The following is a 25738-nucleotide window of genomic DNA, read 5'->3' as shown; positions in this document are numbered from 1 at the left end:
AAAAAATTTACACTAAAAAATAGAAAAAGCGGAAATAAATTTCCGCTTTTTCGTATTATAAGTTATTAATGCTTAGTATATTCAGGTTCTTCTGTTGGTGCCATTGTCGGCATGAAATACTCATTCAACCAATAGAAAGTCTGTCCGTTCTGCTGAATTTTCACGGCAGGATCGTTTCTGTGTGTCAACATTCTTTCTACCAAATCTTTGTAATGACGGAAGTATGACCTTACGGTTTCATTCGTCACAATTTTCGATTTTTTCCAGCCTTTCAGCATATATTTTGTCATTAATTCTTCTTCAGAATTATCAAAACCAGTGCTGATTCCCACTGCATAAGACATTGGCTGTTTGTAAAGCTCGCTTTTGTCAAGGAATTTTATGGTCGGATTATATTTTTTCAACAATCTTACGTATTCATTGATGGCGCTTGACTGTTTGAAATCTGATCTTTCTGCTCCCGTATTTTTGTAAACTTCGGTATAGAACATTTTTAAATTATCGTATTCAGCTTCAGAAATTAAGATCCCTTTTTCTAATCCCGGTTTGTAATCTTTCAGTTCTTTCGGGATATAACCTTTCGCTAAAAACGGACTTCCATAATTGATCAACTGTGCTGCAATTCCAGCAGGAACTGGGTTTGTAAGCCCCGGATAAAGATATTTATACTTCACATCAACATCCGTTCTTCCCGCTCCTACTGATGAATGGAAATAATCATTTAAAGATTTATCCAACGTGGTATTATCCAACGTAACCTGAGAAATTAAGCTGTCTACAGATTTTTTAAGATAACCGGGAGTTGCGATGTCGCCTTTTTTAGGGAAGATCACAAAACCTTGAGACATACTTTGTTTCGGATAATTTAATGAGAAGAAACCTTCGTCGCCTTCAACCAGACTGAAATTATTTTTAGTTAAAACATCATTTTGGTTAATGATTTTCTGTTTCTTTAATTCAGCGATATTTTTTGCAGTATTCGTCACTACATTTTCAGCCATTAAGACAAAATCGTTATACGTATCTGATGTTCTTGCACTTGTCTGAAACATAATTACTCTTGCCTGAGCTTGCGTCAGAGAATTAATCACACCATACATGTTTCCGCTTTGGTTCGCCGAAGTTCCTACCGTTACAACGATATTGGTTTCATCAGGAACATTTGACAAAAGATTTCCGGCTGCCATTAAACCTTCATTTACAGGTTGATAACCGCTGTTGCTCGGACAGTTCATCTCATTAGTTTTATCATCAATGAATTTGGTGATCTTGCTGTAATCTGTACTTAAATTTGAAACTGCTACATTGTCTCCACAAGAATTATTTTTATACAAAACAACTCCATATTTCACCTGATTAAAATAAGACGGTTTTTCGAATCTCAATTGCAAATCCTGTAATAAAGACTTCACAATCGGAGCATAAGGCGCATTCGGAGCACTGATGTCTAAAGCGAAAACGATATTAATTCTCTTATTTCTCTCCGTAATCTCTCTGTAACGGTCAAAATAAATCTGTTCTCCCAATACATTGAAAACATAATTTTTACTGTAATCTAAAACATTCGTAAAATATTTTGTTTTTGAATCCGGAGTCGGAGCTTCATTTAACGGTAAAGTTACAGGGTAAATATTTTCAAGAGGCGTTCTTTTATTCACATCTGTCAAAAGAATTGAGGTTCTGTCTCCCGTTTCGTTTTTCCCCGGAGAACCTTCGTGAAGCCCTAAAGCTGTTTCTGTAACGCCTGTTGTATTTTTCATTTTAACCGCAGAACGCTCTCCCCAAGCTGAAACTACATTGGAACTTACCCAACCGTACAAACTCGTACTGATGCTGTCCATATCGATGGTCGGTTTCTTTCCGACCAAGAATCTTTTGTTGTTTTCGGCTTGTTTGTAAACGTAAACGACTTGTCCGTTCGGGATTTTCACGTTGGCCTGCTCGATAAGACTCGGTGAATTAAACACCATGATCGAATCGTTTTTATAATATCTTTCTGAGCTTCTGATGACTTCGCTGTTACTCGGTAAAACTGCTACTCTCACGGGAAAACCTGTTTTTTCGCTTTTCAGAGAATTGCTCCAGAGAAGAAGTTCAGATTCTGGGATCCAGCCGTATGTTTTGATCTGTTTCGACGAAACTTTTTTCATTAAAGCATCAGGAATATATTCTGCTACTTTTACCATTCCGTCTCTGTTTTTTATGACCATTAAAGGCTCTAAAAACTTAACTTCTTTGTAAGATTTTTCGTCATTTTTATCTAGATAAGCCGTATTTCTGGATCTGTCTGAAATAGCGATCCATGGAGCTGATTTTTTAGGAAAACCATTCACGACAGGTGAGGTATCAACCTGACCGTACTGCGATGGCTCCGGAGTTTTTTTCGACGGCAGTTTTACTTGGCAACTTACCAATAAAACCGAAACTCCTACGTAATATGCTGCTAGAGGAAATTTATTTTTCATCCTAATTTATTTAATGATTTGGTGCGTTCAAAAAAAATTCTGAACGAGAAATTATTTACTTTGGTTTATATCAACTTTGGTTACACAGTTTTGCGTATCATCGAAGTTCACTTTTACGGTCTGGATAACCATATTTTTATCAAACTGAAGACCTGCACAATACATGTAAAAGTTATTTACTTTGCTGTCGTTTACCTTTACCACAGTATTTTCGTTGTTGCACAGATATGTTTTCAACAGATAATTGTAATGCATATTGAAGCTGTTTCCGTTGGCAATTTGCTGCAAGTGATATTTAAAATCGTTATCAATTTTAGCATAAGAATCTTCTACACTCACTTCTTCTTCCAAAGCGTCGTAAGCAGGAAGAATCTTGATCTGATGCAAAATCGGCTCTTCGCTTTCGTCTGTATAAAGTGTTACGATGTAATCTCCCGGTTTTTTGTAAGAATAAATCGCCATTTTGTCTTTGGAATCGATATTTCCGGTTTCCCCAAATTTCCATGTGAACTGTTTTCCTTCAGAAATCGCACGGAAACTGCACGTTTTCAAACTGCATTGCCTGTGTCTGTGCATCGATTAAAGTTTTAGATTTTGTTGAATCTTGCGGCTTTGGAACGCTTCTGGCGGAGACCATTACCGGAAAAGATTTGGAATATTTGTTATCGATAATCAATGTCACCTGATAATATCCCGGTCTATTGTAAAAGTGGATACCTCTGTTTTTATCCGATGATTGTCCGTCTCCAAAGTTCCATCTTCTGGTTTTTGCAAATTGGGTCATGTCTTCAAACAAAAGGGTATCTCCTACGGCAATGGAAGATGGGTTTACAACTCCTACAATATCGTCTGCGGAGTGTATCACCTTCTTCTGCAACCATAATGCAACCAGCGCTGCGATGAGCAAAGTTGCAATAACACCAATAATAATGTTCTTTTTGTTTTTTTGAAAGTAATTCATAGTTAATAATTGTGTGATGGGTAATTTTTCCTTAGCGTAAAATTTTCAGTTTTACTGGGTTCTAGATTTCAACGCTGTTTCACGCTGGAAAAGCTGGCTTTTCTTTTCTTTAAAACCGATTGAGCATTCTTCAAACTGTTTTGTAAAACTTTTAATATTTTCTGTTTTGCTTGAAATAATTTTCTTGTCGTTGAAGTACATTTTGTAAAATTTCGCGATCTGCGGATAAGCATCTTTTCTGATGTCGGAAATATTGTCTCCGTTTTGGAAATAATTAGCGACATCGTTGATTCCGTACATGATATTGTTTTCCACAAAAGGCTCCGGTGTTTCGTCCGTAAGCTTATTAATCATTGAAAATGTACTGTCTAACGTTTTGTAAGAATATCTCTGTTTCTGATCGAATTTTGCTTTTTCTTCAAGATTCTGAACAGAAATCATGTCTTCATCGGAAAACGGTGATTCAAATCCTTTTAAAAATATAATTCCTAAAAATAGAAGTGCCGCCAAAAGCATTAAAATCAAATATAAAAACTGATAATGCCTTTCTTTTTTTGATAGTGTGATTTGTTCCTGCATAATTTTCGTTTTTATCTTCTACGTCTGCTTCCTGAGAATTTTCTTGTAGGATCTACCCTCAATTCGTCGTTTGCCACTCCTACTCTTCCTCTGCACTCGCTCAAATTCCTCAGAGCAGTCTGTTCTTTGTAAGAAATATTAATAATTTGATTTTTTAAAGCCAGCATCGGCTCAATCTGTTTCATTAAGATCGAATAATGTTTAAAATTATCTGCACTATCTTTTCCCATGATATTTTTGGCATCCCGCACGTTATCCATGATATAATTCCTAAGAAAAATATCATTGTCCACCTTGCTGATATCAAGCTGATCCATCCGGTACATGATGCTGTCTACATGAGTTCTCAGTAAGTCGCTTCTGGTAAGCAGTTCGCGGTAGTCATCTGCTTGTTTTTTAATTCCTTCTCTCTGTATATCATAACTTTTGAAAAAGAAGAACACACAGATGAAAGCAACACCTGATAATGCGATAAACGATAGAATAAATTTCCAAATGCCTACTCTGACGTCCGTTTTGTTTAGTTTTTTCTCCCTGTTCGAAGACATATGTTTGTGATTTGTTTGGGTCTGTGAAATTATAAAAAAATAATTTATGCACAAAATTTACGATTTTTAAGGAAATAACACCATACTTTTAATTAATTTAAGATTAATTTTCACTTTCGCTATATTTTCATAATTTAGTCCCGGAATTCTAATTATTCTACACCAAATCGATATTAAAGTGAGCAAAATACTAACTAATACTGTGCGATTCTCTATAGCAGACAGTGATTTTTATTTTAAAAAAATAATGATTAAGACGCTTACCGAAAATCCGTTTTACATGCTTCTTAATGACTGCAACAACGGCCACGAGCTTATTAGCAGAAATTACAGAAGACAGGAAGACGTGTTCATCGTAGAACTTTTCATGCCGGTATTAAGTGGTCTTGAAGCCATCAAATACATCCGAAAAAGCAATACGGAAACCCCCATAATCACTTATTCCGGAACTTATCAGGAAGATATGGCAGAAATTCTTTCGAAAATCCCGAATATATTTTATTGCGAGAAAAAAAGCAATATCATCAAAGATGTTATTAAGGGAAAAATAACTTCAGACAGTTTCGATTATGCAGCTTATACCAAAGAATGGGAACAGCAGCCTTTGGCAGTTCAGGACTATATGGACAGACAAAAAAAGAGCCAGGAAGAGCTTTCTTCCACCGAGATCCAACTGATGAAATTCTGCTATGAAGGCTTCAGCAACAAGGAAATCGGAGAAAAACTGAACCTCAGTACAAGAACAATTGATACCTATATCAACCGACTTACAGAAAAGCTCGGACTGAAGACAAAACTCCACCTTATCCGCTTCTGCGTAGAGAACGGATATTACAATTCCAGCATGTAAAGGTGAGTTAATATTGTTTTAATATAAAGTAAACATTAAATTTTCAACCTCTTATCGAAAAATATTTTATCACTAATTTGCTAATATTCAATTTTTTTAACTAAATTTGCACACCTAAAATTTAAAATTTAAAAAGGAAATGACAAAGGCAGAATTGGTAAACACCATCTCAAATAAGTTGGGAACCGAAAAGAATGAAACACAGAAAGTTGTAGAGGCTTTTATGCAAGAAATCAGGACTTCTATGTATAATGGAGATAACGTTTATCTAAGAGGTTTTGGATCTTTTATCATTAAAACAAGGGCAGCTAAAACGGGAAGAAACATTTCTAAGAATACTGCAATTGAAATCCCTGCTCATAACATTCCTGCTTTCAAGCCCTCAAAATCTTTTGTGGAGAAAGTAAAAACGAAAGTTACAGTAAAATAAGACATTAACTGAATATTAACTAGTTACTAAAAAATTATAATTATGCCAAGCGGAAAGAAAAGAAAAAGACACAAGGTTGCAACTCACAAAAGAAAGAAAAGAAGAAGAGCGAACAGACATAAGAAAAAATAATCTCTTTTTTTGAGATTTACAATATACAATATAGTTGGTGATTTTAGTTTTAAAAACTCACCGACTATATTTTGTTTTGCAACTATGAGATGTCGAAGGAAAAGATGAATTTATTTTTTATCAAAAAAGTTTATTCTTTCAAGAGTATTTCTTATCTTAAGGAGAAATTTATATTGATGAAAAAGACATCAATTTCCCACCATCTTAACAATTTTATCTTACAACAAAATGAAGAAAGAACTAATAGTTTCGCATGAAGACGATCTTACAAAGATTGTACTGCTGGAAGACGGAAGACTATGTGAACTTCATGAGCAAGAGGACAAAAGCGATTTTATAGTTGGAGATCTGTTCGTTGGAAAAGTAAAAAAACTGGCACCCAACCTGAATGCCGCATTCGTAAACATCGGATATGACAAGGATGCATTCCTTCATTATCAGGATCTGGGACCACAGTATCTTACTTACAGAAAGTTTCTAAGAGACACTATTTCCAAAAAACAGAGCACTTCAAGCTTAAAAAATTTCGAAATACAACCCGAAATAGATAAAAACGGAACCGTAGACAAAGTAATCGTAAAAGATGACCTTGTTTTATTACAAATCACCAAAGAGCCGATCTCTACAAAAGGACCGAGAATTTCTACTCAGGTTTCTTTAACGGGGCGTTTCTTGGTGTTAATACCTTTCGACAACAAAGTTTCGATTTCCAAAAAAGTAAGAAGCTTTGAGGAAAAAGAAAGACTGAGAACGTTGATCGAAAGTATTAAACCTGAAGGATTCGGAGTCATTATAAGAACCGTAGCCGAAGGTAAAAAAGTAGCCGACCTGCACAACGACATGAATCAGCTGATTCAGAAATGGGAAACTGCTTTTAAAAATATACAGAAAAATAAAGTTCCGTCTAGAATCTTAAGCGAAGATGATAAAGCTTCAGCTATTTTAAGAGACAATTTTAACCAGGATTTTGTGAGCATTACTTGTGATGACGAACAAATGGTTGAAGAAATGAAAAACTATCTGGAGGTTATTGCTCCGGAAAGAAAGAATATTGTCCACTTTTATAATTCTCATATTCCTCTTCTGGAATATTACAATGTTGAAAAACAGCTCAAGCAAAGCTTTGGAAAACACGTCAATATCCCAAGCTCAAAAGGTGCCTATCTTGTCATAGAACATACAGAAGCACTGCACGTAGTCGACGTAAATTCCGGAAATAATATCACAACCGGAGCCGCTGTCAATAAAGAACACGCACTAAATGTGAACAAAATGGCAGCAACCGAGATCGCAAGACAATTGCGTCTCCGTGATATGGGTGGCATCATCGTGATCGACTTCATCGATATGACCAACCCCGAACACAGAAGAGATCTGTACGAACATCTGAAGGCAGAAATGGGCCGCGATAAAGCACGCCACAAAATCCTTCCACCGAGCAAGTTTGGATTAATACAAATCACCAGACAAAGAAACCGCCCGGAAAAACAGATCGACACCAAAGAAGAAAACCCCAACAAAGACGGAGAAATTGTAGCTCCAATCGTCATTGTTGAAAGAATGGAAGAAAACCTAAGAACCATCATGCAAAAGGAAAAAGGAAAGCTTTACCTGCATGTACATCCATTTGTGGAAGCTTACCTTACGAAAGGTATCAAAAGCATCCAGATGAAATGGTTCATCAAATACAAAAAATGGGTAAACATTATTCCGCGGGATTCTTTTAAGTACTTAGAATACAAAATTTATAATTCTAAAAAAGAAGAATTGATTGGATATTCTAATTAATACAAAATTTTAAACCTCTAGTTTTTACTAGAGGTTTTTTTATATATTTGCACCAAAATACACAAAAAAACTTTAAACACAAATGAGAAAACTCCTATTTCTTGTGCTACTTACTGTAGTACATTCTGCTTTTGCACAAATTCTATCCTACGACAATTCTTTTGCTTCAAACGGGAAATATACTGTCACCGGTTCTAATAATTATTATGAGAACAGAATTATTCAAAATTCAGACAACAGCATTTATTTTACTTACGCAAAAGATAATCCTTCATTAGGAGGTTCCGAATGTGTTGTATCTAAACTTAATGCGAACGGAACAGTTGACACCTCTTTCGGAAATAACGGAGAAACCATAATTAATAATTATTTCAGCGCTGTACAAAGTGAGCTAAAAAAACAAACAGACGGCAAAATTCTCGTCATGTGTTTTTATTCTAACGGATCTGCAATTGTGAGATTACTTCCAAACGGACTGCTCGATACGACTTTTGGAATAAATGGAATTGCTAAAATTGACAACATCGGAACAGATTACAACAGCGTAGGCTATGGTTTCTACCTTCAAAACAATAAAATAATAGTTTACGGACAAGCAACATCCGATCCTGGTCCATATATTCATTATAAAAGTATTTACAGATTAAACAGCAATGGAAGCATTGATACAACTTTCGGAAATAATGGTTCTTTCAACACTCCGGGAAATTTTATATTCTTAGATAATCAATCCAACATTACTAGCTTTATCAGCAATCAAAATAACACCAATATATATCCATACGGTGCTTTAGAAAAATACAACAATAACGGGCAACCTCTTACAGGTTTTGGAAATAACGGTGTTTTAGCTTTTACCTCAAATCCGGGAGCCGTTGGTTCTACTTTTATGGATAGCAATAACAATATTGTATGTTCGAATATTAATAATGAAATCTTTAGAATAAAACCCAACGGAGATCACGATACTACTTTTGTCTTCGACAGTAATTCTTTCCCCTTCAATATAATGGCATTAGCCGCAATTACCGAAAAAAACGGAAATTATTATATTTCAGGATTAACCGGATCATTAGGCGAAACCTTCTTTATATCTAAAATTACCTCAACCGGAGCTATTGACCCTATCTTTAATTATTATTCTGAGACAACAGGAACAGTTGATTTTATTGGCGAAATGATCATTAACGACAACAGTATTATTGCTACAAAAGGCGTAAATAAGATTTTAAAATTCATGTTGAATACTTCTACATTATCTGTTTCCAATGAAGTAAAAACAAATACCTCTTCTATTGAATTTGAGAATCCTGTAAAGCAAAACTTAGTTTTCAGCACAAAAAAAAAGTAAGCAGCATAGAAATGTATTCTGTTGATGGAAAGCTTGTGAAAACAATTAAAGAAAACAACACGAATCTTTCTGAACTTTCAAAAAGTATGTACATCTTAAACGTAAAATTTGAAAATGGAAAAGCTGTAACAAAAAAGATAATAAAAAATTAGCAATAGAATATTCTAATATATTGAAATTCAAAATCTCCGTAAAAATACGGGGGTTTTTCGTTTTCACACGTAATATGATTTTCATAATTTTATCTTTCTTATAAAACTAATGTACCGAGATGAAAATTATATTTTCTTTTATTCTATTTATGGTTTCTTTTTCTGTTTTTGGACAAAAGAAAGATTCTATTGCTTTTAGTAAAATATCTGCAATTGAGGATTCTTTAAATTCTAAAAATTTCATTCGCGTTCAGAAGGAAATCCTCAATTCCTTAAAATTCTACGCCCTCTTATCCAAATAAAACACAAACCATGAAAAATATATTCACTTCCCTCTTTATTTTTTGTACGGTTTTTATCTCCGCTCAGGATTCAGGTGAGATTACCTTGTTTGATCAAAAGCTGAATCAGTTTTTAAATGTGAGAGATTTTTCGATTTCTGAAGACGGAAGTGAGGCATTTTTTACGATTCAAAGTCCGAATCAGGATATTTCGCAGATTGCTTATATAAAAAAGAGCAACAACACTTGGCTTGAGCCGCAATTGATGTCATTTAACGGAGCTTATTCCTATTTAGAACCCTTTTTAGCACAAAACGGAAATCGCCTTTATTTTGTATCGGATCAGCCTTTAGACAAAACAAAGACCGACAAAAAAGATTTCGACATCTGGTTTATTGAAAGGAAAAATAAAAACTCTTCTTGGTCTGAACCAATCAATATGGGAAAACCTGTTAATTCTGATTTAAATGAATTTTACCCTACCCTTTCCGACAACGGAAATCTATATTCCACGATGGAACCTCCAAAAGGAATAGGAAAAGACGACCTCTATTTCAGCAAATGGGAAAACGGAAAATATACGGAACCTCAGCTTTTAGATGAAAACATCAACAGTTCCGGTTATGAATTTAATGCCTTTATTTCTAAAAAAGAGGACTTTATCCTTTTCACGAAATACAATGAAAAAGGAGGATTTGGAAGTGGTGATCTTTATATTTCAAAGAAAGATACTACCGGAAAATGGCAAAAAGCACAAAATCTGGGAATTCCCATCAACACAAAATACATGGAATATTGCCCTTTTTACGATGAGAAAAATGAAATCCTGTATTTTACAAGCAAAAGAAATAACCTGAATCCCAGAAAATTCAATACGATTTCAGATTTTCAGCAATACATTAATGAAGGCGAAAATGGATTAAGCAAAATCTATAAAACTTCATTTAAAATAAAAAAATGAGCAAAGAGCACCATTACAAAACCATCATCGAATGGACGGGCAATAAAGGAACAGGAACCAGCAATTATCGTGATTACGAAAGAAGTCATACGATTTCTGTAGAAAACAAACCTGTTATTGAAGGTTCTTCTGATCCGGCTTTTCGTGGTGACAAAACGAAATACAATCCTGAAGAACTGTTTTTGTCTTCGCTTTCCTCTTGTCATATGTTGTGGTATTTGCATTTTTGCTCGGAAGCAGGAATTATAGTGACAGATTATACCGATCGCGCCACCGGAATTATGGAAGAAACAGAAAATGGAAGCGGTCGTTTCACTGAAATTACCTTACATCCGACTGTTACCGTTTCAGAAGAATCGATGATTGAAAAAGCAACGGAACTTCATCATAAAGCAAATGAATTTTGTTTCATCGCCAATTCTGTAAACTTCATTGTAAAACATATCCCAAAAGTGTTAGTTAAGTAAATTTAATTAAATTTTTACCTATTCAAAATAACGATTAATACTGACTTTTTAAGGCAATAATTCTATTTTTCGGCATCAAAACTCCACTCAAAGGGAATTATTTATGAAATCAGCATTAATTTTTAGATTATTTTAATTATTTCAACACAAATAATGCGATTATTTTAATTATTTAATGCAAAAGTTCAATTATTTTTCTTATTTTTATATAAACAAAACTAATCATGATGAGACCCAGATTAACCATCTTTGACGAGCCTCTATTGTACACAGAAGGACTTTCAAGACTTCTCGACCAAAGTGGTATTTTCACTACAATTGATATTTGCAATTGTCCTGAAGCCCTTAAAATACTTCTAAGAGATGATCCTCCGGAGTTTCTTATGATAAGCTCAAATATGTTGATCTTTACGGATCTTTACAAATCAATAGAAAATATTACCTCAGAAAACAAATCAATAAAGATCATTATTATCGGAAATGATTATGATATTATTGATATCCGAAAACTATTCAACAAAGGAATCAAAAGCTATCTGGACAAAAACAGCAGCTACGACGAATTTATAAAATCAATCCAGGCGCTGCTTCTCAACGAGGTTTATGTTTGCAACCATGCCAAAGACAGAATGATTAATTTCATCAGCAACGAAAACGACAACAGTAAGATACACATCAAAGATCCGCTCACGAAACGTGAAATGGAAATCCTAAGACTTATCTGTGACGGATTCAGCAGCAAAGACATCTCAGAAAAGCTGTTCATAAGCATCAATACGGTGGAAACGCACAGAAAAAGAATCCTTTTAAAACTCAACGTAAAAAACTCGGTAGGAGTTGTAAAATACGCATTAGAAAATCATATCATAGACTGATATATAACCATCCTTAATTAGCTGAGAAATTCCAAACCTACGGGTTTGGAATTTCTTTTAATTACCATGAAAAAAATCAAAATCTGATTTTTAAAATTGAAGTCGATGGTCAATTGTGAATCGCAAATAATAAAATTCGCGATTCACTTGCCATGATTGACCACTTTTGCAGATAAAATATCCGATTACTCATAATCCGGCATTTCCGCATTGCTGAAAAGAGCAGCTCTAGTGAGATCCGTCATCGAACTGTTCAAATCAACAACCATAACATTCCGCTGGGAGATGTTATCATTAGAAGTATTCATGAAAATTACCTGTGCATTATTCGGAGAAAATCTTGGATCTAGATCATTCGTCCCTAGTACTTTTTCGCTTTCTAACGAAATATCGTAGTTCGTATTTGTTGTTAAATTATAAACAAAAATATGAGAATCAAGCTGTCTGTAATTTCCCGAACTGTCCTGATAACCGGACATATCGCGTGTATACACCAACATTTGTCCGTCGACAGAGAAGTTAAGTCCGCCACTTGCTCCAAGAGTACCGGTGAGAACTGTTTTCAGAACATTTCCCATCATGTCTATGACGTATATTTTGGTATTGTAACCGTTGAAGTCGTTTGTTTTTAAAGCAATCTTACTTCCGTCGTAGCTCCAGTCACATTCGGAAATCATGCTTCCGTCGGGAGTTGTGTAGACTAAGTTTAATCCACTTCCATCTTTATTGATTCTGTATAATTTATTAAAATTGGCATAAAGAATTTCCTGTCCGTTTGTACTCCAAGAAAAATCGAGCTCATCATTTCTAAATCCTGCAACCGGAACTGTGGTTACTTTAAAAGGATTCGAACCATCCGGATTTGCCGTATAAATATGGTTGCTTCCCCCTTCTGTTCTTAAAAAAGCGACCAATCCCGAATTGTTATTTTTTCTCGGTCTCCAACTATTGTAAGACGGATTTGTAAACTGAAAATTGGTTCCCGAAGCATCACTCGAAATAATAACGAGGTTTCCGCTTTGTTTCTGAACATAATGATAACGATTGGTAGGAACTGTATTGGTCGTAAATTTACTGATCGCACTCAGAACCGGAGAATGAATTTCATCCGAAACGGAAACCTGCCAAAAGTAGCTTACTCCATAATTTAAATTTGACAAAGTATAATGCGTCGCCGTAAGATCATTAATCTGAATGATATTCGTGTTGACATTATTTTTTACAGTTAAATTATATTTTAAAACATCCGTTGCATCAGGATCTGTGGAACTCCAAGTTAATTCTACACTCAAAGGCTGATTGACGGCATTATCTACCGGACTTAATAATAATGGTGCAGTCGGAGGAGAATTTAATGATTCATCATCATCCATTTCAAAAACCACGCTCACCGCCTGATTTTGCGTCTGAATATTCACCGCCTGATAATTGGTGACATACCCCGTAAGTTCTGCTTTTACAGAATAATTTCCGATCGGCATTCCTGCGATTTCAAAAGAACCGTCTGCTCCCGTAAAAACTGTTTGCGTGCTTGGTGAAGTAAAGACTTTCACATTGGCAATTGGCTGGTTGGTTCCTCTTTTTACTACTTTCCCTTTCAGACTTCCTGTCTGAGCCTGATCTACAAGCTCTTCATTACAGGAAAACAAAAACAGAGAAAAGATGAATATGCTGAGAATTTTTAGTAAAGTTTTCATAGTTCATGTTTTATTTGTTACCAATGTAAAAATTGAGACCTATTGCGAATCGTAATGCCTGATCTTTTCTTTGACCATTTATCAATCCTTCCCATTTGTCTTTAAAACCAAGATCATATTGTGAAGAAGCTCTGATGCCGACATTTTTGGCAAATATATACTCGAAACCGCCGCCAATCTGCCCTTTATATTGAGGTTTAATCTGCGAAAGCATTATTCCTCCACCGCCATAGATATACGGACTGAATTTATATTTCGGAAAAAGAAGAAATTCAAGATTAACTTCAGGGACGAAGAAAGTACGTTTAACGATATTTTGATTTTCTAACGTGAAAACATTGGAATTAAATTCAAGGTTAAAACTTGGACTCATAAAATATTTAAAGCCTAATTTCCCTCCAATATTCGTTTTAGGATTCACATAATCATCTTTGATTTTTTGTGCTTCCACATTTCCAAAAATGGCAAAATTTTGTCTGTAATTGCTTGGGAATTTATTTCCGATAACTCTGTTGGTATTATCTTTCTGCTCTCTGTCGTATTCATCGATTATCGCCTGATAATTGGTAGTATCTTCTACAGATTTGCCCCAGATTTTATCTTTAATTCCTTCCACGATCAGCGATTTTACGGCTTTTTCGATGGCTTCTGTCACGGCAAGCTGTACCGGTTCGTTTTGAGTTAAACCAACTTCAGCTTCCAAAAGTCTTTCGGTATCAATATATCTGAAGAAACTTCCGTTAACACTTGTTGAAAGAATTGTTTTTGAGGTATAAACGGTTTTTAGAATTTCACCGTTCAAAGTAGAAACCGCACGAAGATAGATCGTAATTCTATCCTGTCTGTATTGCGTAGAAGCACCGATGCCAAAATATCTTGCTCCCAAACCGCCCGTCATGATATTGCTGTCGTAGGAAATTACGCCTCCTTCCAATAAAATTCCGGCGTATAAAAGCGGCGGCAAAGCCTGGCTGTTTTTATCGGCATCTTTCAGATATTCCTGTCTTGTGGAGCGGATGATCTGTCTTTCGTTTAAAAGATTGGCAATGTTTTCTCTTTCGATAGGGATGAACCATTTGCTGTCTTCTAAAGCTTTGATCAAAATGGTTGTAGTACCTTGCGGAACAGCTGTACTCCAGTTGTTTCCGTTTTCTGATGGTTTATACTGCCCTGTCTGATCCCTGAATTTGTAAACTCCGATTACAATTTTTTCTTTGGGTAAAGGCATACTTTTCAATTCTGTGGTGTAGACTGTGTTTTCGCCAAGAGTAGATCTTTCAGGGTTGGAAGGCAACCCGAATAAAGAACTACAGGCCTGGAAAATACACAGAATAATGGCACAGAAAAAAATTCTGGTGTAGGTTTTGGATCTCATGGTTAAAAAATTAGTTTTTTGTTTTTTCTTTATTTTGGAATAATAATCTCAGACTGATCGCCTGTACTGGTATCCAAAATATTAATCAACAGTCCTTGAGCGGTAGTGGTAATCTGCAGATACATGGTACCGAAAAGATAATTTCCGGGCTGCACACTTCCTTCTCCGAACTGATCTTCAAACAATTTTCTGGACAATTCACTCAAAACCTGACGGTTGAGACTTTGGCTGAAACTGTCGAGAGAATTTAAATTATCCAGTAAACTGTTATAGTCCTTCTTATCATCAAACTGATTCTGAGCATTGGCAGAGCTCAAAAGCCATTGATAATTAAAGGTATCGCCACCGAAAGCCGGATTGATAGGCTTATAAACGAACTGTTGGGATTTCCCGAAGAAAGTTCCCGCAATAATGGTGAAAATTAGTATAAAAGTTTTCATGGCTAGCGTTTTTAGTATATAAATTCATTTTTAATTAAGTTTTTCTTGGCATTAAAGTCTTTAATATATTTTAAGGTAGCGACCAATTGGTCTTTCAAATAATCTTCGCTGGGGTTTGTTACAAAACTGTAGACTACTTTGTCGTCGATCTCTATATTGATCTGTCCGCTTGTTCCCCGAACCGGAAGTTCTGATACGGTGATCGCAGAATTACTCTTGTCCGGAATCTGGCTGTATTGTATATAAAACAGATCGTAGAAATCTTTGCCCACTTTGCTTTTTGTTTCATCTATTGTTAACCCTTTTAGTTCGAAGAAAACATCTTCTTCTATTTTGGCAACTTTCTTTTTAAACAAATCGGTATTCAGTTCAAGGCTGTCTTTTGATATTAATTTCTGGGTTTCTTCATCTTTTATATAGAGAAAAGCTTTTAAAGCATCTTTTTTTTCAAGGTTAACATTAATCTCCGACAACACCTTTACTTCATTAGGATTAAGAGAAAATTTACCACTTTGCTGATTGTTTGAAAGGTTTCCTCCGCTGCCTTTTTTAATGGAAATCAAAAGATAATTAAGCTCTTTGTAAATCGTTGTGTTATTTGTGACAACCGCTTTGAGTTTGATCTGATTTTCCAAAGTGGTACTTTCTATTTTGGCTGTGACTTTTTTATCTTCTTGTCCGTAAACCGCGGCAGACAAGAAGATAAAAAGAGTACACAAAGTCAAAAAGGGAAAGTTTTTCATCACGTATTGTTTTTAATAATTTCTCATGAAGATGGTTTTGTTATCTCCTTTTACATTAATCTGTAATCCTTCAGAGACACTGTTGCTTCCTGTAATATCAATAATATTGTTATTTCCTTGGGTAGTAACTGCGGTTTTAGTTTCCGTATCGGTAAATGAATTCACAAAATAAAGCGAGTTGTAATCTCCCAATTGCTTCACCGCAATATCTGTTTTTGTATTAATGGAAAGCTCGGCATTGTTGCCATTACCCATTTGAATGATATTAGAGTAGGAAGTAGCCTGATCGGGATTCTGAGCCGCGATAATACTAAGAGCACTATTGCTGTTGATCTTGTCCCAATCGATCTGCTGTGATTTTACAGACATGAAAAGTAAAAGTGTAAAGACACTCCATCCCAGATTAAACATGGTATTAATTTTTATTAAAGTTAACAGATTAGAGTATTGCATAAAACACGTCTAATTGGTAATCATCCAAAATCACGGTTTACCGTTACTCTAAAATTTTAATGAAAAACAAAAAAGGGAGAGACCTCAGTCCCTCCCATACTTCAGATTACAGAAGTACTAATTTGATTGATTAACCATTAAAGAGTTGTTGTTTCCCATTTGAGTTTCCAACATGGATGTGAGAGTCTCCGTTTTGATTGATTACAGCGATGTTTCCGTCACCAGTTTGAGCATCTAAGGCAATATTTCCATCTCCGATTTGTAATTGAACCAAAAGGTTCGCATCACCCACCTGATTTCCTATAGCCATATTATCATCTCCTACCTGGAAAGCTGTACCAATATTACCGTCGCCTACTTGTACATTGGTTGCACTATTGTCATTTCCTTGTTGATATTGTACCACAAGGTTTCCGTCACCAACTTGGGTAGAGGAAGCATCATTTCTTCTTCCGATCTGGAATTGTAAAGCAGCATTATTATCACCCAATTGGAAAGATGAAGCATCATTTCTTCTTCCATCTTGATATTGATAAGCTGTATTTCCGCTTCCCCACTGAGTTGAAGAAACTTCATTTCTATTTCCCATCTGAATTTGTTCAGTAGAGTTTAGCAAACCAACTTGCCAAGTAGAAGCTACATTACGGTTTCCTGTTTGAGTTGTAGTATTAGAGTTTCCGATACCTGTTTGGTCTACATCGATAGAGTTTCTGTTTCCGATACTTTGAGCATCGTTCGTGTTCAGGATACCGACCTGATCGATATCTGCTGTGTTTCTGTTTCCATCTTGTGTTAATTGATTTACGTTGAGAAGACCTGTTTGGTCAACAGTAGCAACGTTCATGTTTCCGTTTTGAGTACTCACGTCAATATTTGATTGTGCAAAAGTGAAACCCATGGCCATTAGTGTAAACACACCTGTAATGAAGTTTTTCATAGTCGTAAAAATTAATTGGTTAATAGTGAGACAAAGGTAGATTCTAAACCAATTGCGCGAACCACGATAAACACGTAAATTTTTAAAATCACCAATTACGGTTCCAAATTGTCACTAATTACAGTTTTTACGGCATCACTGGATTTGATTAGGGGAAAATACGGTAGTCCTTTTTTATTTTTAAAGATTTTGTTCATTTAACCTCAGTTCAGATTTAGAAAATCTCATATATCTTTTAAACGCTATGATCGCAAAGTTTTTAATTAAACTTGAAAATATTTTCGTTCGCAAGGGCGTTTCACTCAGCTAAAATCGCAATCACCCTTTGCTGAACAGAGTGCCATTGCGACCGGAAAACTAAAAATAGCTATTTATAGAACTTTGCGGATATTGCGTTTAAAATAATATGTCTCAATAAAGTATTTTTAACTAATCTTATCTCGAATTTAGGTTAATTTCTAGTGGTTCTTTCTCTTCTTCCACCTTTATCATTAATTAACACTTCACGCTATTTCTTTCTTCAAAATATATTATTAAATTTGAGAATGAGTTTTGGAAAAGATTTATTACAGAAAATAAAAATCGCAGAATTGCCGGGAATAAACGCTCACGGAGTTTTTTCACTGCCTTCCCGCCCCGTTTTCACGTATGACGAAGTTTTGGAGAAAAACCCCAAATTTGCTGCTGTAAATATCGTTTTGTACCTTAAAAATGATGAATGGCATTTTCCTTTAATTCAAAGAACAATCAACGAACACGACAGACACAGCGGGCAAATCTCTTTACCCGGCGGAAAACGCGAAGAGATGGATAAAGATTTCGCTGAAACGGCTGTTCGTGAGACCTCAGAAGAAATCGGGATCGATAAACATTATGTGAGAATCATCAGAGAAATGTCTCCAATCTACATTCCGCCGAGTAATTTTTACGTTTATCCCTACATTTCATATACCAAAAAGAACCCCGAATTTATTTTGCAGCAAAGTGAAGCGGTAGAAGTTATAGAATTTCCTATCACCTGCTTCCTGAATCTTCCCGATCAGCCTGAAATAATGGCGTTGCCAACTGCTGGAGGAAATGAAGTTCCTGTGATAAATTTTAACGGATATATTATTTGGGGAGCTACAGCAATGATATTGAGTGAATTCAGCCAGTTGCTGAAAAAAATGTAACTTTGCAGTACTGTGTTTAATTGAGAGATGGCGAAGAAAAATATTTTCACCGACGCGTTCGGAACTCCTTATTTTTTAAAAAGGTTAATTATTTTTATTTTAGGACTTGTGTCTTACAGAAGATTCAATGGCTTTAATAAACTGAAAATAACTGGTACAGAACACCTTGTGGATCTTCCGGATTCCAATGTGCTTTTTGTATGCAACCATCAAACTTATTTTGCGGATGTAGCAGCAATGTATCATGCATTCTGTGCCGTGAATAACGGATATTTAGACACCATAAAAAACCCGATCTATCTGCTGAATCCAAAGATCGATTTTTACTACGTTGCAGCCGAAGAAACCATGAATAAAGGGATTCTTCCGAAAATTTTTAAAATTGCAGGTGCTGTAACAGTAAAAAGAACCTGGAGAGCTGAAGGCAAAAATGTCAACAGAATGGTAGATCTTACAGAGGTTGATAATATTATGAAAGCCCTGGACAACGGCTGGGTAGCGACTTTCCCTCAAGGAACTACATCGGCTTTTGCGCAAGGAAGAAGAGGTACCGCGAAACTGATCAAAAATCAGCGCCCGATCGTGATCCCGATAAAAATCAACGGATTCCGAAGAGCGTTTGATAAAAAAGGTCTGCGTGTAAAGGTAACAGGCGTAAAACCTACCATGGAATTCAAAGCACCTCTCGATATAGATTACGACAAAGAAAATGCTCACCAAATTTTGCTTAAAATAATGACTGCCATTGAGCAAACTGAGGATTTCAATGTACTACACAATTATGATGAAGAACTTAAAGCTAAAAAATTAGAACAAAAGGACTCAGATAATTAAAGTAGAAAATTATGAACAGGATATTAGGAATTCTATTCGCCATCATAGTATTAGTTTCGTGTAACAGCCAGAAAGTATATTCGGATTTTGACATCAGTTATTCCAAAAGCGGAGGTTTTGCCCCGATTTATGAGAATCTGCTTATCAAAGGGAATAATGCACATTATTCTTTTGAAGGTCATGGAGAAAAAGTAAAACAGGATTTTAAAATCTCCAATGAAGACCTGAAGAAACTGGATCTTACACTTTCCCAAAACAATTTCAGGAAAATTGAGGAAGACCGAAAGAAAATATACGATATTGTTTCCACTTCCATCAACGTGAAAAGTGGTGCTAATGAAGGAAACAAAACGGATGCGAGTTCAATTATGCCGAAGTATAAAACAAATTGGACGAATATCACCAATGCGTTTCAGGAGATTATTAATAACAACGTAAAAAACAATAAATAAAATTGAAGACCCATTTCATTGCTATCGGCGGAAGCGCCATGCATAATCTTGCGATTGCGTTAAAAGATAAAGGATATCAGGTGACAGGTTCGGATGATGCTATTTTCGAGCCCTCAAAATCAAGACTGGAAAAGAAAGGAATTTTACCCGAAGAAATGGGTTGGTTTCCTGAGAAAATAACCTCCGATATTGATGCTATAATCCTTGGAATGCACGCTCATCAGGACAATCCTGAGTTGGCAAAAGCAAAAGAACTGGGCTTAAAAATATATTCTTATCCTGAATTTCTTTACGAACAATCGAAAAATAAAACCAGAGTTGTCATCGCCGGTTCTCATGGGAAAACGACGATCACTTCGATGATTCTTCACGTTTTGAATTTCCATCAAAAAGATGTGGATTTCATGGTGGGAGCTCAGCTGGAAGGTTTCGACTGTATGGTAAAACTGACGCAGGACAATGATTTTATGGTACTGGAAGGTGATGAATATCTTTCTTCTCCTATCGATTTGCGTTCAAAATTTTTGCTGTATCAACCGAATATCGCTTTATTGAGCGGAATTGCGTGGGATCACATCAATGTTTTTAAAACTTTTGACGATTATATCGAGCAGTTTAGAAAATTCGTTGCAAGTATTACTCCGGGCGGAATTTTGGTATATAATGAAGAAGATACAGAAGTAGTAAAAGTAGTAGAAGCTGCAGAGAATTTTTTCAGAAAAATACCTTATAAAACTCCTGAATATGAGATTATTAATGGACAAGTTCATTTAAAAACCGAAATGGGCGATGTTCCGCTCTCTGTTTTTGGAGCTCATAATCTATTAAATCTTGAAGGAGCAAGACATATTTGTCAGCATTTAGGCATTATGGATGAAGATTTCTATGAAGCGATCATGAGTTTCAAAGGTGCTTCAAAACGTCTTGAAAAAATAGAAAGAGACGATAAAGGAACGCTTTACAAAGATTTTGCACACGCTCCAAGCAAGGTGAAAGCGGCTGTGAAAGCCTTTAACGAACAATTTAAAAAAGATAAAAAATACGGTTTTCTTGAATTACATACGTATTCAAGTTTAAATCCAATATTTTTAGAACAATACGATCATGCGATGGATGGTTTGGATGAAGCCATTGTTTTCTATTCTGAAGATGCTTTAAAGATCAAAAGAATGGATCCTATTTCACCGGAATTGATTAAAGAAAAATTCAAAAATGAAAATCTAAGAGTTTTCACAAACGCTGAAGAGCTTCACGCGTACTGGAATACGCTGGATAAAGCGCAAGACGTTTATCTGATGATGAGTTCGGGAAATTTTGGCGGACTGGATTTAACGAAATAATTTCACTTATAATAAAATAAAACCTCCTTTCAAGTCGAAAGGAGGTTTTATTATTTTACGTTATAATTTCCCACAAAGTTTGTCATCCTGAAAGGATCTAAGCATAGTATTAGAAAATAGCCTGAGAAGATTCGCGCATGGATTCTTTCAGGGTGACAAATGTTATGGATTTAAACTTAACAGGTTTCGTTTTTTGTAACAGTCGCAAATTCCTAGCCCCGATTGTAACGACATCCTTTTTGGTTGCGGTCGGAGCGAAGCGGAGACCGTAACCAAAAAGATACAGTGGAAAGCGGGAAATAGCTTCAAAAAAAAATAAAAGTACAATTCTACTAAGTCAAACAACTTCAAATAAAAAGTTTTTTAATTAATTCTTTTATAAAAACGCCTTACTACGTCATTGGTACCATCGCCGTCCAAATCCTGAGTCCTGTCTTCCATAGCCATATCGGTGAAAGTAAGCTGAGTCACGAAATACGGATAATTTTCCTCACCTTCGAACCAGAATTTACCATTTCCTTTTTCGAACGTATATTTCTTTGTTACAGCATCTGTTTTTACGCAGGTACTATTGTTCTGGGCAAAAGAAATCGAAATAACATGGGAAGAAGTAAATTCATGCGTGCTCATTTTCTGGCAATCCGTAGAGAAAGTAGTTTGGGTCTGCTGATTTAAAGACCGGTATATCTCAGATTTTTCAATATACCACTTTCCGACAATTGAAGCTTTATTGCTGAAATTCTGATCTTCATCATTGTTGTTGCAACCAAAAAAGGAAAATAGCATTAATGGCAGAATAATTTTTTTCATAATTAACATTAGATGTTGTAAGTCTACAAAATTAAAACAATTTTAATTAAGCTTGTTATGCTGTTATAATGAGATTCCTCAATTTTAGAGTCTGTTTAATTTTTTTTTAATATTTTAAAAAGTAATACTAATTTTTTTGACGCAAAGCTTTAATTCAATAGTACTTATTATGAAGGGAGCAAAGATGAATCCACAAGTTGATTTGATGAAGCGCTGTTTCCACGCTTCGCGAAGCAAATTTTATTTGCCTTTGCCTTCTAAAAATAATGCGTAATGTAAATAGAATCTTTGCGTTAAAAACAATAACAAATTCTGTTTGAAAAGATCTTAAGTCTTTCAATGTAAAAACTTTCACTTTCAAAAAAATAGATTTTCAAACAGGTTACAAAATTTGTAATATAAAATTTAAAAAGGCTCTAAGATTTATTTTAAAAATTTTAATTAAAACACATAAAAAAAGAAGCAAAATTCATTGCTTCCTTAGTTCTTTGTAATATTTTTTCTTCTCTGCATCAAGCCTTTCTGTGGTGTAAGAAAATGTAGTTGAAGGCATTGTTTTGATATATGTATCGAGAAAATCAAAAAGTCTTTTTTCATCTTTCTTTCCTGCTTCCCGCACCCAACTTCCGACTGCTTTATTCACCAATTCTTCAGGATCATGAACGAGAATTTCTGCAATGTTGAAAGTATCATCTATTTCATTTTTCCGGATAAAAGCATGAGTTGCGACCATCGCGGTTTCTCCTTTCCCAAAGATTTTCAGAAATTGCCAGTTGATACAAAATATCTCGCGGCTTATCCATTAAATATTCTCCGATCACATTTCGGGCAGCACGATCGACAAAATCCCAGTTATTGAGACGATCATGACGAATTAAATATAAATTGAAAAGCTGTTTTCTCTTTTCCTCAGAAGTCTTTTTATTCCCTGCCTGAAAATCCATGATACTCACCGCTCCCATTCTTACTTCGTAGAAATCGCTGTCTAACAACGTATTGATTTCATCTAAAGGCATTGCAGAAAATTCCTTCGCTGTCGTAAAAACATCCCCGAATTTCACTCCGAAATGTTTTGTAACGCCATCATTTCCTTTGAAGAATTTTTCAACTTTGTCGATTTCCTTATCGTTGATAAATGTTGAAAGTTTTTCTATGAATTGTTGTGCAGTCATGTTTTTCTCGAAATAATTTTTTAAAAACCTCTCGCAGATTGAGCTGATTTAGCCGATGATTGTGGTAAAAATCTGCGTTATCTGCCAAATCTGCGAGAGATAAATATTATTATTAAATATCCGCAACAGCATTCAGCATTTTCTCTTCCCAAGCCGGATCTTTTGGATCAAAGAACAGTCTTTTTCCTGTGTCTAAAGAACGGACAACATTCATTTCGTCTTCCGATAATTCAAAATCAAACACATTGAAATTTTCTTCAATTCTTGAAGGCGTCACAGATTTCGGAATTACACAGAAACCTTCCTGTAAATGCCATCTCAAGATAACCTGAGCAACCGTTTTATGGTATTTTGAAGCAATATTTTTTAATTCTTCATTATCCAACAATCCGGCATTTCCGTTTCCAAGTGGACTCCAAGGTTGTGTAACGATATTATTTTCTCGGTCGTAAACCTGAAGCTCTTTTTGTTGGAAAATCGGGTGCAGCTCAATCTGATTTATCACAGGAAGAACCGTTGAATTTGCCTTTAATTCCTCCATTTTTTCAACCGTAAAATTACAAACACCAATTGCCTTTATTTTTCCTTCACGATACAATTCTTCCAATGCCTTCCAAGCTCCAGTAAAATCCGAATACGGCCAGTGAATAAGATACATATCCAGATAATCCAGCTGTAATCTGTCTAAAGTTCTCTGAAAAGCTCCTTTCGCTTTCTCATACGTCGTATCCTGAACCCATAATTTTGAAGTCACAAACAGGTCTTCTCTGTCTACTCCACTGTTTTTTATTGCTTTTCCAACAGCGGTTTCATTTTGATAAATAGAAGCCGTGTCAATCATTCTATATCCTGTCTCGATCGCCTTTATCACAGCGTTTTCGCATTCCTGCATGTCTTCCATTTGCCAAACTCCGAAACCTAAAGCCGGGATGTCTACTCCGTTATTTAATGTAATCACAGGTTGTCCTGCATATGTTTTTTGTTGCATAATTGATGGTTTAAAATTTAATGTAAAGTCAAACAAATTTCCGATAAAATTTTGAAATCTCAGGTTACCATTTTTACTGAAATTAGAAATTTTCTTAACAAATCTGTTTAAATTTTGTTCTGATGGTTGGAAATCACAAAGGCGCAAAATAATATTTATGACACTGTTTTAAGGCGCAAGGATTTTATCTGCGATAAAATTTTCACCGTTTTATTGTGGAATATTTGCTGATTTATGATTAACTACCTCGTCTTTTTGCTTTGTAAAAATCACCCCCTTCAAAGAAGGGAAATTATGGTGTTTCTAATACTAATTTTTAAATTTTGATCTCTGAATTCTCGCCTTCTTTCTTGCTCATCATTTTTCTGAATAAGCCTTTGATATGATCAATTTCAGTTTGATAATTGGTATTTTTTCTACACCCGAAATACAGCGTATTTTCTAACTTTTTCTCACCTTCCCAGATCAATTTTACTTCGCCGTTTTCGATCTCGTTTTTACATAAAAAATCGGGAACGACGGCTAAACCTGTTCCGCCTTTTAAGCAACGGATGATAGAATTTAAATTCGGGACAATATAATTCGGACGGAAATTGGGTTTATGTCCGAAATTCAGAATCCAAAACTGAAAAAGATGCTCCATATCTCCTGTAGTTCCGTACCATTTTTCCTGTTTCAGCCATTCTTCGGCGTGTTCGATGCCTTTCGATTGTAAGGTTTCAAGAAAACTTTCGGTATCAATATCTTTTCCACCCACCAAAATAATCTGTTCGGAAGAGAAAGCTTCATGTAAAATATTGGGTGAAACTCCTTTTTTGGGCGTAATAATTAAATCTAAAATCCCTTTATCCAATTGATCGAGCATTTCAGGATATTCTCCAAAACTGATAATTAAATTAAAAGGCAAGGTCGAAACATACTGTTCCAAAGTTGTCTGAAAAGTCTCAAAACACATTCCTACACTGATTGTCGGTGTATGTTTTTCGGTAGATTTCTGGAAGTTTTTTTCTACGTCTTCCAGTTTTGTTAAGGGTTCAGAAATCGCGTTGAAAAGAACTTTTCCTCTTTCTGTAGGCATCATTTTCCTGCCGGTTCTGTCGAACAATTTATATCCTACATAAGCTTCCAAAGAACTTAAGTGAAGACTTACTCCGGGTTGTGAGATAAATAACGAATCTGCGGCTCCAGTTAAAGTTCCGGTCTTGTAAATTGCTTTAAAAGTTCGATACCATTCTAAATTAACCATGTTGTAAAATTGTGAGTTGCTAATTATTAATTGTTAACTAAATTCGAAAAAATAGACAATTGATATATTATTTTTCTGATACAAAATTACAAAATAATCACAATACTAATAATTAATTATCTTCTTCATTTACATTATCAATCAAAGTCAATTTGAGATTTTAAAAATACTATTGAGATGCTTTCAAAATGAGAAACTCAGCCTTGACAAGGCTTCGGCTGTAGAAAATAATAGGGAAA

At 35.2% G+C, this 25738-nt stretch carries 28 protein-coding genes; 12 read left to right on the top strand and 16 right to left on the bottom strand.

Features of this window, described 5'->3' with window-relative positions:
• Positions 1–65: 65 nt before the first annotated feature.
• From tssR to tssO (J3D55_RS07230), 5 genes are read right to left on the bottom strand one after another with little or no spacing between them, the layout of a single operon-like run.
• A complete protein-coding gene (gene tssR / locus J3D55_RS07250; protein WP_259129753.1) occupies positions 66–2465 on the bottom strand; it encodes a type VI secretion system protein TssR domain-containing protein in 2400 nt (799 codons plus the stop codon).
• A gap of 51 nt (positions 2466–2516) precedes the next feature.
• Complete coding sequence (locus J3D55_RS07245; RefSeq protein ID WP_259129739.1) at positions 2517–3041, bottom strand: hypothetical protein; 525 nt, start codon at positions 3039–3041, stop codon at positions 2517–2519.
• A complete protein-coding gene (locus J3D55_RS07240) occupies positions 2986–3426 on the bottom strand; it encodes a PKD domain-containing protein (protein WP_259129735.1) in 441 nt (146 codons plus the stop codon). Before J3D55_RS07240 ends, J3D55_RS07245 begins: the two co-directional genes overlap by 56 nt.
• 51 nt (positions 3427–3477) lie before the next feature.
• Positions 3478–4005: a type VI secretion system TssO gene (tssO, locus tag J3D55_RS07235; protein WP_259129733.1), complete on the bottom strand. Its 528-nt coding sequence runs from the start codon at positions 4003–4005 to the stop codon at positions 3478–3480.
• Between the two features lie 11 nt (positions 4006–4016).
• Complete coding sequence (gene tssO, locus J3D55_RS07230; protein WP_259129731.1) at positions 4017–4553, bottom strand: type VI secretion system TssO; 537 nt, start codon at positions 4551–4553, stop codon at positions 4017–4019.
• A 178-nt stretch (positions 4554–4731) separates the two neighbouring features.
• Here tssO (J3D55_RS07230) and J3D55_RS07225 point away from each other — a divergent pair, with 178 nt between their 5' ends.
• The 8 genes from J3D55_RS07225 to J3D55_RS07195 all read left to right on the top strand — a co-directional run bounded on the left by J3D55_RS07225 (position 4732) and on the right by J3D55_RS07195 (position 11840).
• The gene (locus J3D55_RS07225; protein ID WP_259129726.1) at positions 4732–5403 is read left to right on the top strand and encodes a response regulator transcription factor; all 672 of its coding nucleotides are present in this window, start codon (positions 4732–4734) and stop codon (positions 5401–5403) included.
• 139 nt (positions 5404–5542) lie between these two features.
• Complete coding sequence (locus J3D55_RS07220; RefSeq protein ID WP_027388329.1) at positions 5543–5833, top strand: HU family DNA-binding protein; 291 nt, start codon at positions 5543–5545, stop codon at positions 5831–5833.
• Positions 5834–6193: 360 nt separating this feature from the next.
• Complete coding sequence (locus tag J3D55_RS07215; protein WP_259129720.1) at positions 6194–7753, top strand: Rne/Rng family ribonuclease; 1560 nt, start codon at positions 6194–6196, stop codon at positions 7751–7753.
• Positions 7754–7835: 82 nt separating this feature from the next.
• Positions 7836–9104: a hypothetical protein gene (locus J3D55_RS07210; protein ID WP_259129717.1), complete on the top strand. Its 1269-nt coding sequence runs from the start codon at positions 7836–7838 to the stop codon at positions 9102–9104.
• A gap of 11 nt (positions 9105–9115) precedes the next feature.
• Complete coding sequence (locus tag J3D55_RS22495) at positions 9116–9256, top strand: T9SS type A sorting domain-containing protein (RefSeq protein WP_374759466.1); 141 nt, start codon at positions 9116–9118, stop codon at positions 9254–9256.
• 312 nt (positions 9257–9568) lie between these two features.
• Complete coding sequence (locus J3D55_RS07205) at positions 9569–10498, top strand: hypothetical protein (RefSeq protein WP_259129714.1); 930 nt, start codon at positions 9569–9571, stop codon at positions 10496–10498.
• A complete protein-coding gene (locus tag J3D55_RS07200; RefSeq protein ID WP_259129713.1) occupies positions 10495–10965 on the top strand; it encodes an OsmC family protein in 471 nt (156 codons plus the stop codon). The genes J3D55_RS07205 and J3D55_RS07200 overlap by 4 nt, the downstream gene beginning before the upstream one ends.
• A 224-nt stretch (positions 10966–11189) precedes the next feature.
• Positions 11190–11840: a response regulator transcription factor gene (locus J3D55_RS07195; protein ID WP_259129711.1), complete on the top strand. Its 651-nt coding sequence runs from the start codon at positions 11190–11192 to the stop codon at positions 11838–11840.
• A 185-nt stretch (positions 11841–12025) separates the two neighbouring features.
• On the opposite strand, the gene J3D55_RS07190 is transcribed toward J3D55_RS07195, so the two are convergent.
• The 6 genes from J3D55_RS07190 to J3D55_RS07165 form a co-directional block, all read right to left on the bottom strand.
• Positions 12026–13537 (bottom strand): carboxypeptidase-like regulatory domain-containing protein, encoded by a 1512-nt coding sequence (locus J3D55_RS07190; protein ID WP_259129708.1) that lies wholly within the window; start codon positions 13535–13537, stop codon positions 12026–12028.
• 10 nt (positions 13538–13547) lie between these two features.
• Positions 13548–14912 carry a CsgG/HfaB family protein gene (locus tag J3D55_RS07185; protein WP_259129707.1) on the bottom strand — a complete coding sequence of 455 codons (1365 nt, stop codon included), beginning with the start codon at positions 14910–14912 and terminating at the stop codon, positions 13548–13550.
• Between the two features lie 29 nt (positions 14913–14941).
• Complete coding sequence (locus tag J3D55_RS07180; RefSeq protein ID WP_259129704.1) at positions 14942–15352, bottom strand: curli production assembly/transport component CsgF; 411 nt, start codon at positions 15350–15352, stop codon at positions 14942–14944.
• A gap of 11 nt (positions 15353–15363) precedes the next feature.
• On the bottom strand, positions 15364–16095 hold the full coding sequence (gene csgH, locus J3D55_RS07175; protein WP_259129703.1) for a curli-like amyloid fiber formation chaperone CsgH: 732 nt from the start codon (positions 16093–16095) through the stop codon (positions 15364–15366).
• Positions 16096–16107: 12 nt separating this feature from the next.
• Positions 16108–16506: a hypothetical protein gene (locus J3D55_RS07170; RefSeq protein ID WP_259129701.1), complete on the bottom strand. Its 399-nt coding sequence runs from the start codon at positions 16504–16506 to the stop codon at positions 16108–16110.
• 172 nt (positions 16507–16678) lie between these two features.
• Positions 16679–17485, bottom strand: coding sequence for a hypothetical protein (locus tag J3D55_RS07165; protein ID WP_259129700.1), 807 nt, complete (start codon positions 17483–17485; stop codon positions 16679–16681).
• 545 nt (positions 17486–18030) lie between these two features.
• Here J3D55_RS07165 and J3D55_RS07160 point away from each other — a divergent pair.
• The 4 genes from J3D55_RS07160 to J3D55_RS07145 are packed head-to-tail and all read left to right on the top strand — an operon-like array spanning position 18031 to position 21283.
• Positions 18031–18657, top strand: coding sequence for an NUDIX hydrolase (locus tag J3D55_RS07160; protein WP_259129698.1), 627 nt, complete (start codon positions 18031–18033; stop codon positions 18655–18657).
• A 27-nt stretch (positions 18658–18684) separates the two neighbouring features.
• Positions 18685–19491 (top strand): lysophospholipid acyltransferase family protein, encoded by an 807-nt coding sequence (locus J3D55_RS07155; protein WP_259129690.1) that lies wholly within the window; start codon positions 18685–18687, stop codon positions 19489–19491.
• An 11-nt stretch (positions 19492–19502) separates the two neighbouring features.
• Positions 19503–19943, top strand: a complete 441-nt coding sequence (locus J3D55_RS07150; protein WP_259129687.1) for a hypothetical protein — start codon at positions 19503–19505, stop codon at positions 19941–19943.
• 2 nt (positions 19944–19945) lie between these two features.
• Positions 19946–21283: a UDP-N-acetylmuramate--L-alanine ligase gene (locus J3D55_RS07145; protein WP_259129685.1), complete on the top strand. Its 1338-nt coding sequence runs from the start codon at positions 19946–19948 to the stop codon at positions 21281–21283.
• 363 nt (positions 21284–21646) lie between these two features.
• Here J3D55_RS07145 and J3D55_RS07140 read toward each other — a convergent pair whose 3' ends face one another.
• The 5 genes from J3D55_RS07140 to J3D55_RS07120 all read right to left on the bottom strand — a co-directional run bounded on the left by J3D55_RS07140 (position 21647) and on the right by J3D55_RS07120 (position 25499).
• Entirely contained in the window at positions 21647–22093 is a 447-nt protein-coding gene (locus J3D55_RS07140; RefSeq protein WP_259129683.1) for a lipocalin family protein, read from the bottom strand.
• A 469-nt stretch (positions 22094–22562) separates the two neighbouring features.
• Positions 22563–22826, bottom strand: coding sequence for a DNA alkylation repair protein (locus J3D55_RS07135; protein ID WP_259129682.1), 264 nt, complete (start codon positions 22824–22826; stop codon positions 22563–22565).
• On the bottom strand, positions 22792–23265 hold the full coding sequence (locus tag J3D55_RS07130) for a DNA alkylation repair protein (RefSeq protein ID WP_259129680.1): 474 nt from the start codon (positions 23263–23265) through the stop codon (positions 22792–22794). Before J3D55_RS07130 ends, J3D55_RS07135 begins: the two co-directional genes overlap by 35 nt.
• Before the next feature lie 112 nt (positions 23266–23377).
• Positions 23378–24253: an aldo/keto reductase gene (locus tag J3D55_RS07125; RefSeq protein ID WP_259129677.1), complete on the bottom strand. Its 876-nt coding sequence runs from the start codon at positions 24251–24253 to the stop codon at positions 23378–23380.
• Positions 24254–24569: 316 nt separating this feature from the next.
• Positions 24570–25499: a LysR family transcriptional regulator gene (locus tag J3D55_RS07120; protein ID WP_259129673.1), complete on the bottom strand. Its 930-nt coding sequence runs from the start codon at positions 25497–25499 to the stop codon at positions 24570–24572.
• Positions 25500–25738: the final 239 nt, after the last annotated feature.

The sequence above is a fragment of the Chryseobacterium ginsenosidimutans genome (assembly GCF_024807225.1).
Lineage (GTDB): Bacteria > Bacteroidota > Bacteroidia > Flavobacteriales > Weeksellaceae > Chryseobacterium > Chryseobacterium ginsenosidimutans.
The sequence above is the reverse complement of the archived record's forward strand: the minus strand, read 5'-3'. Positions and strand labels throughout refer to the sequence as shown.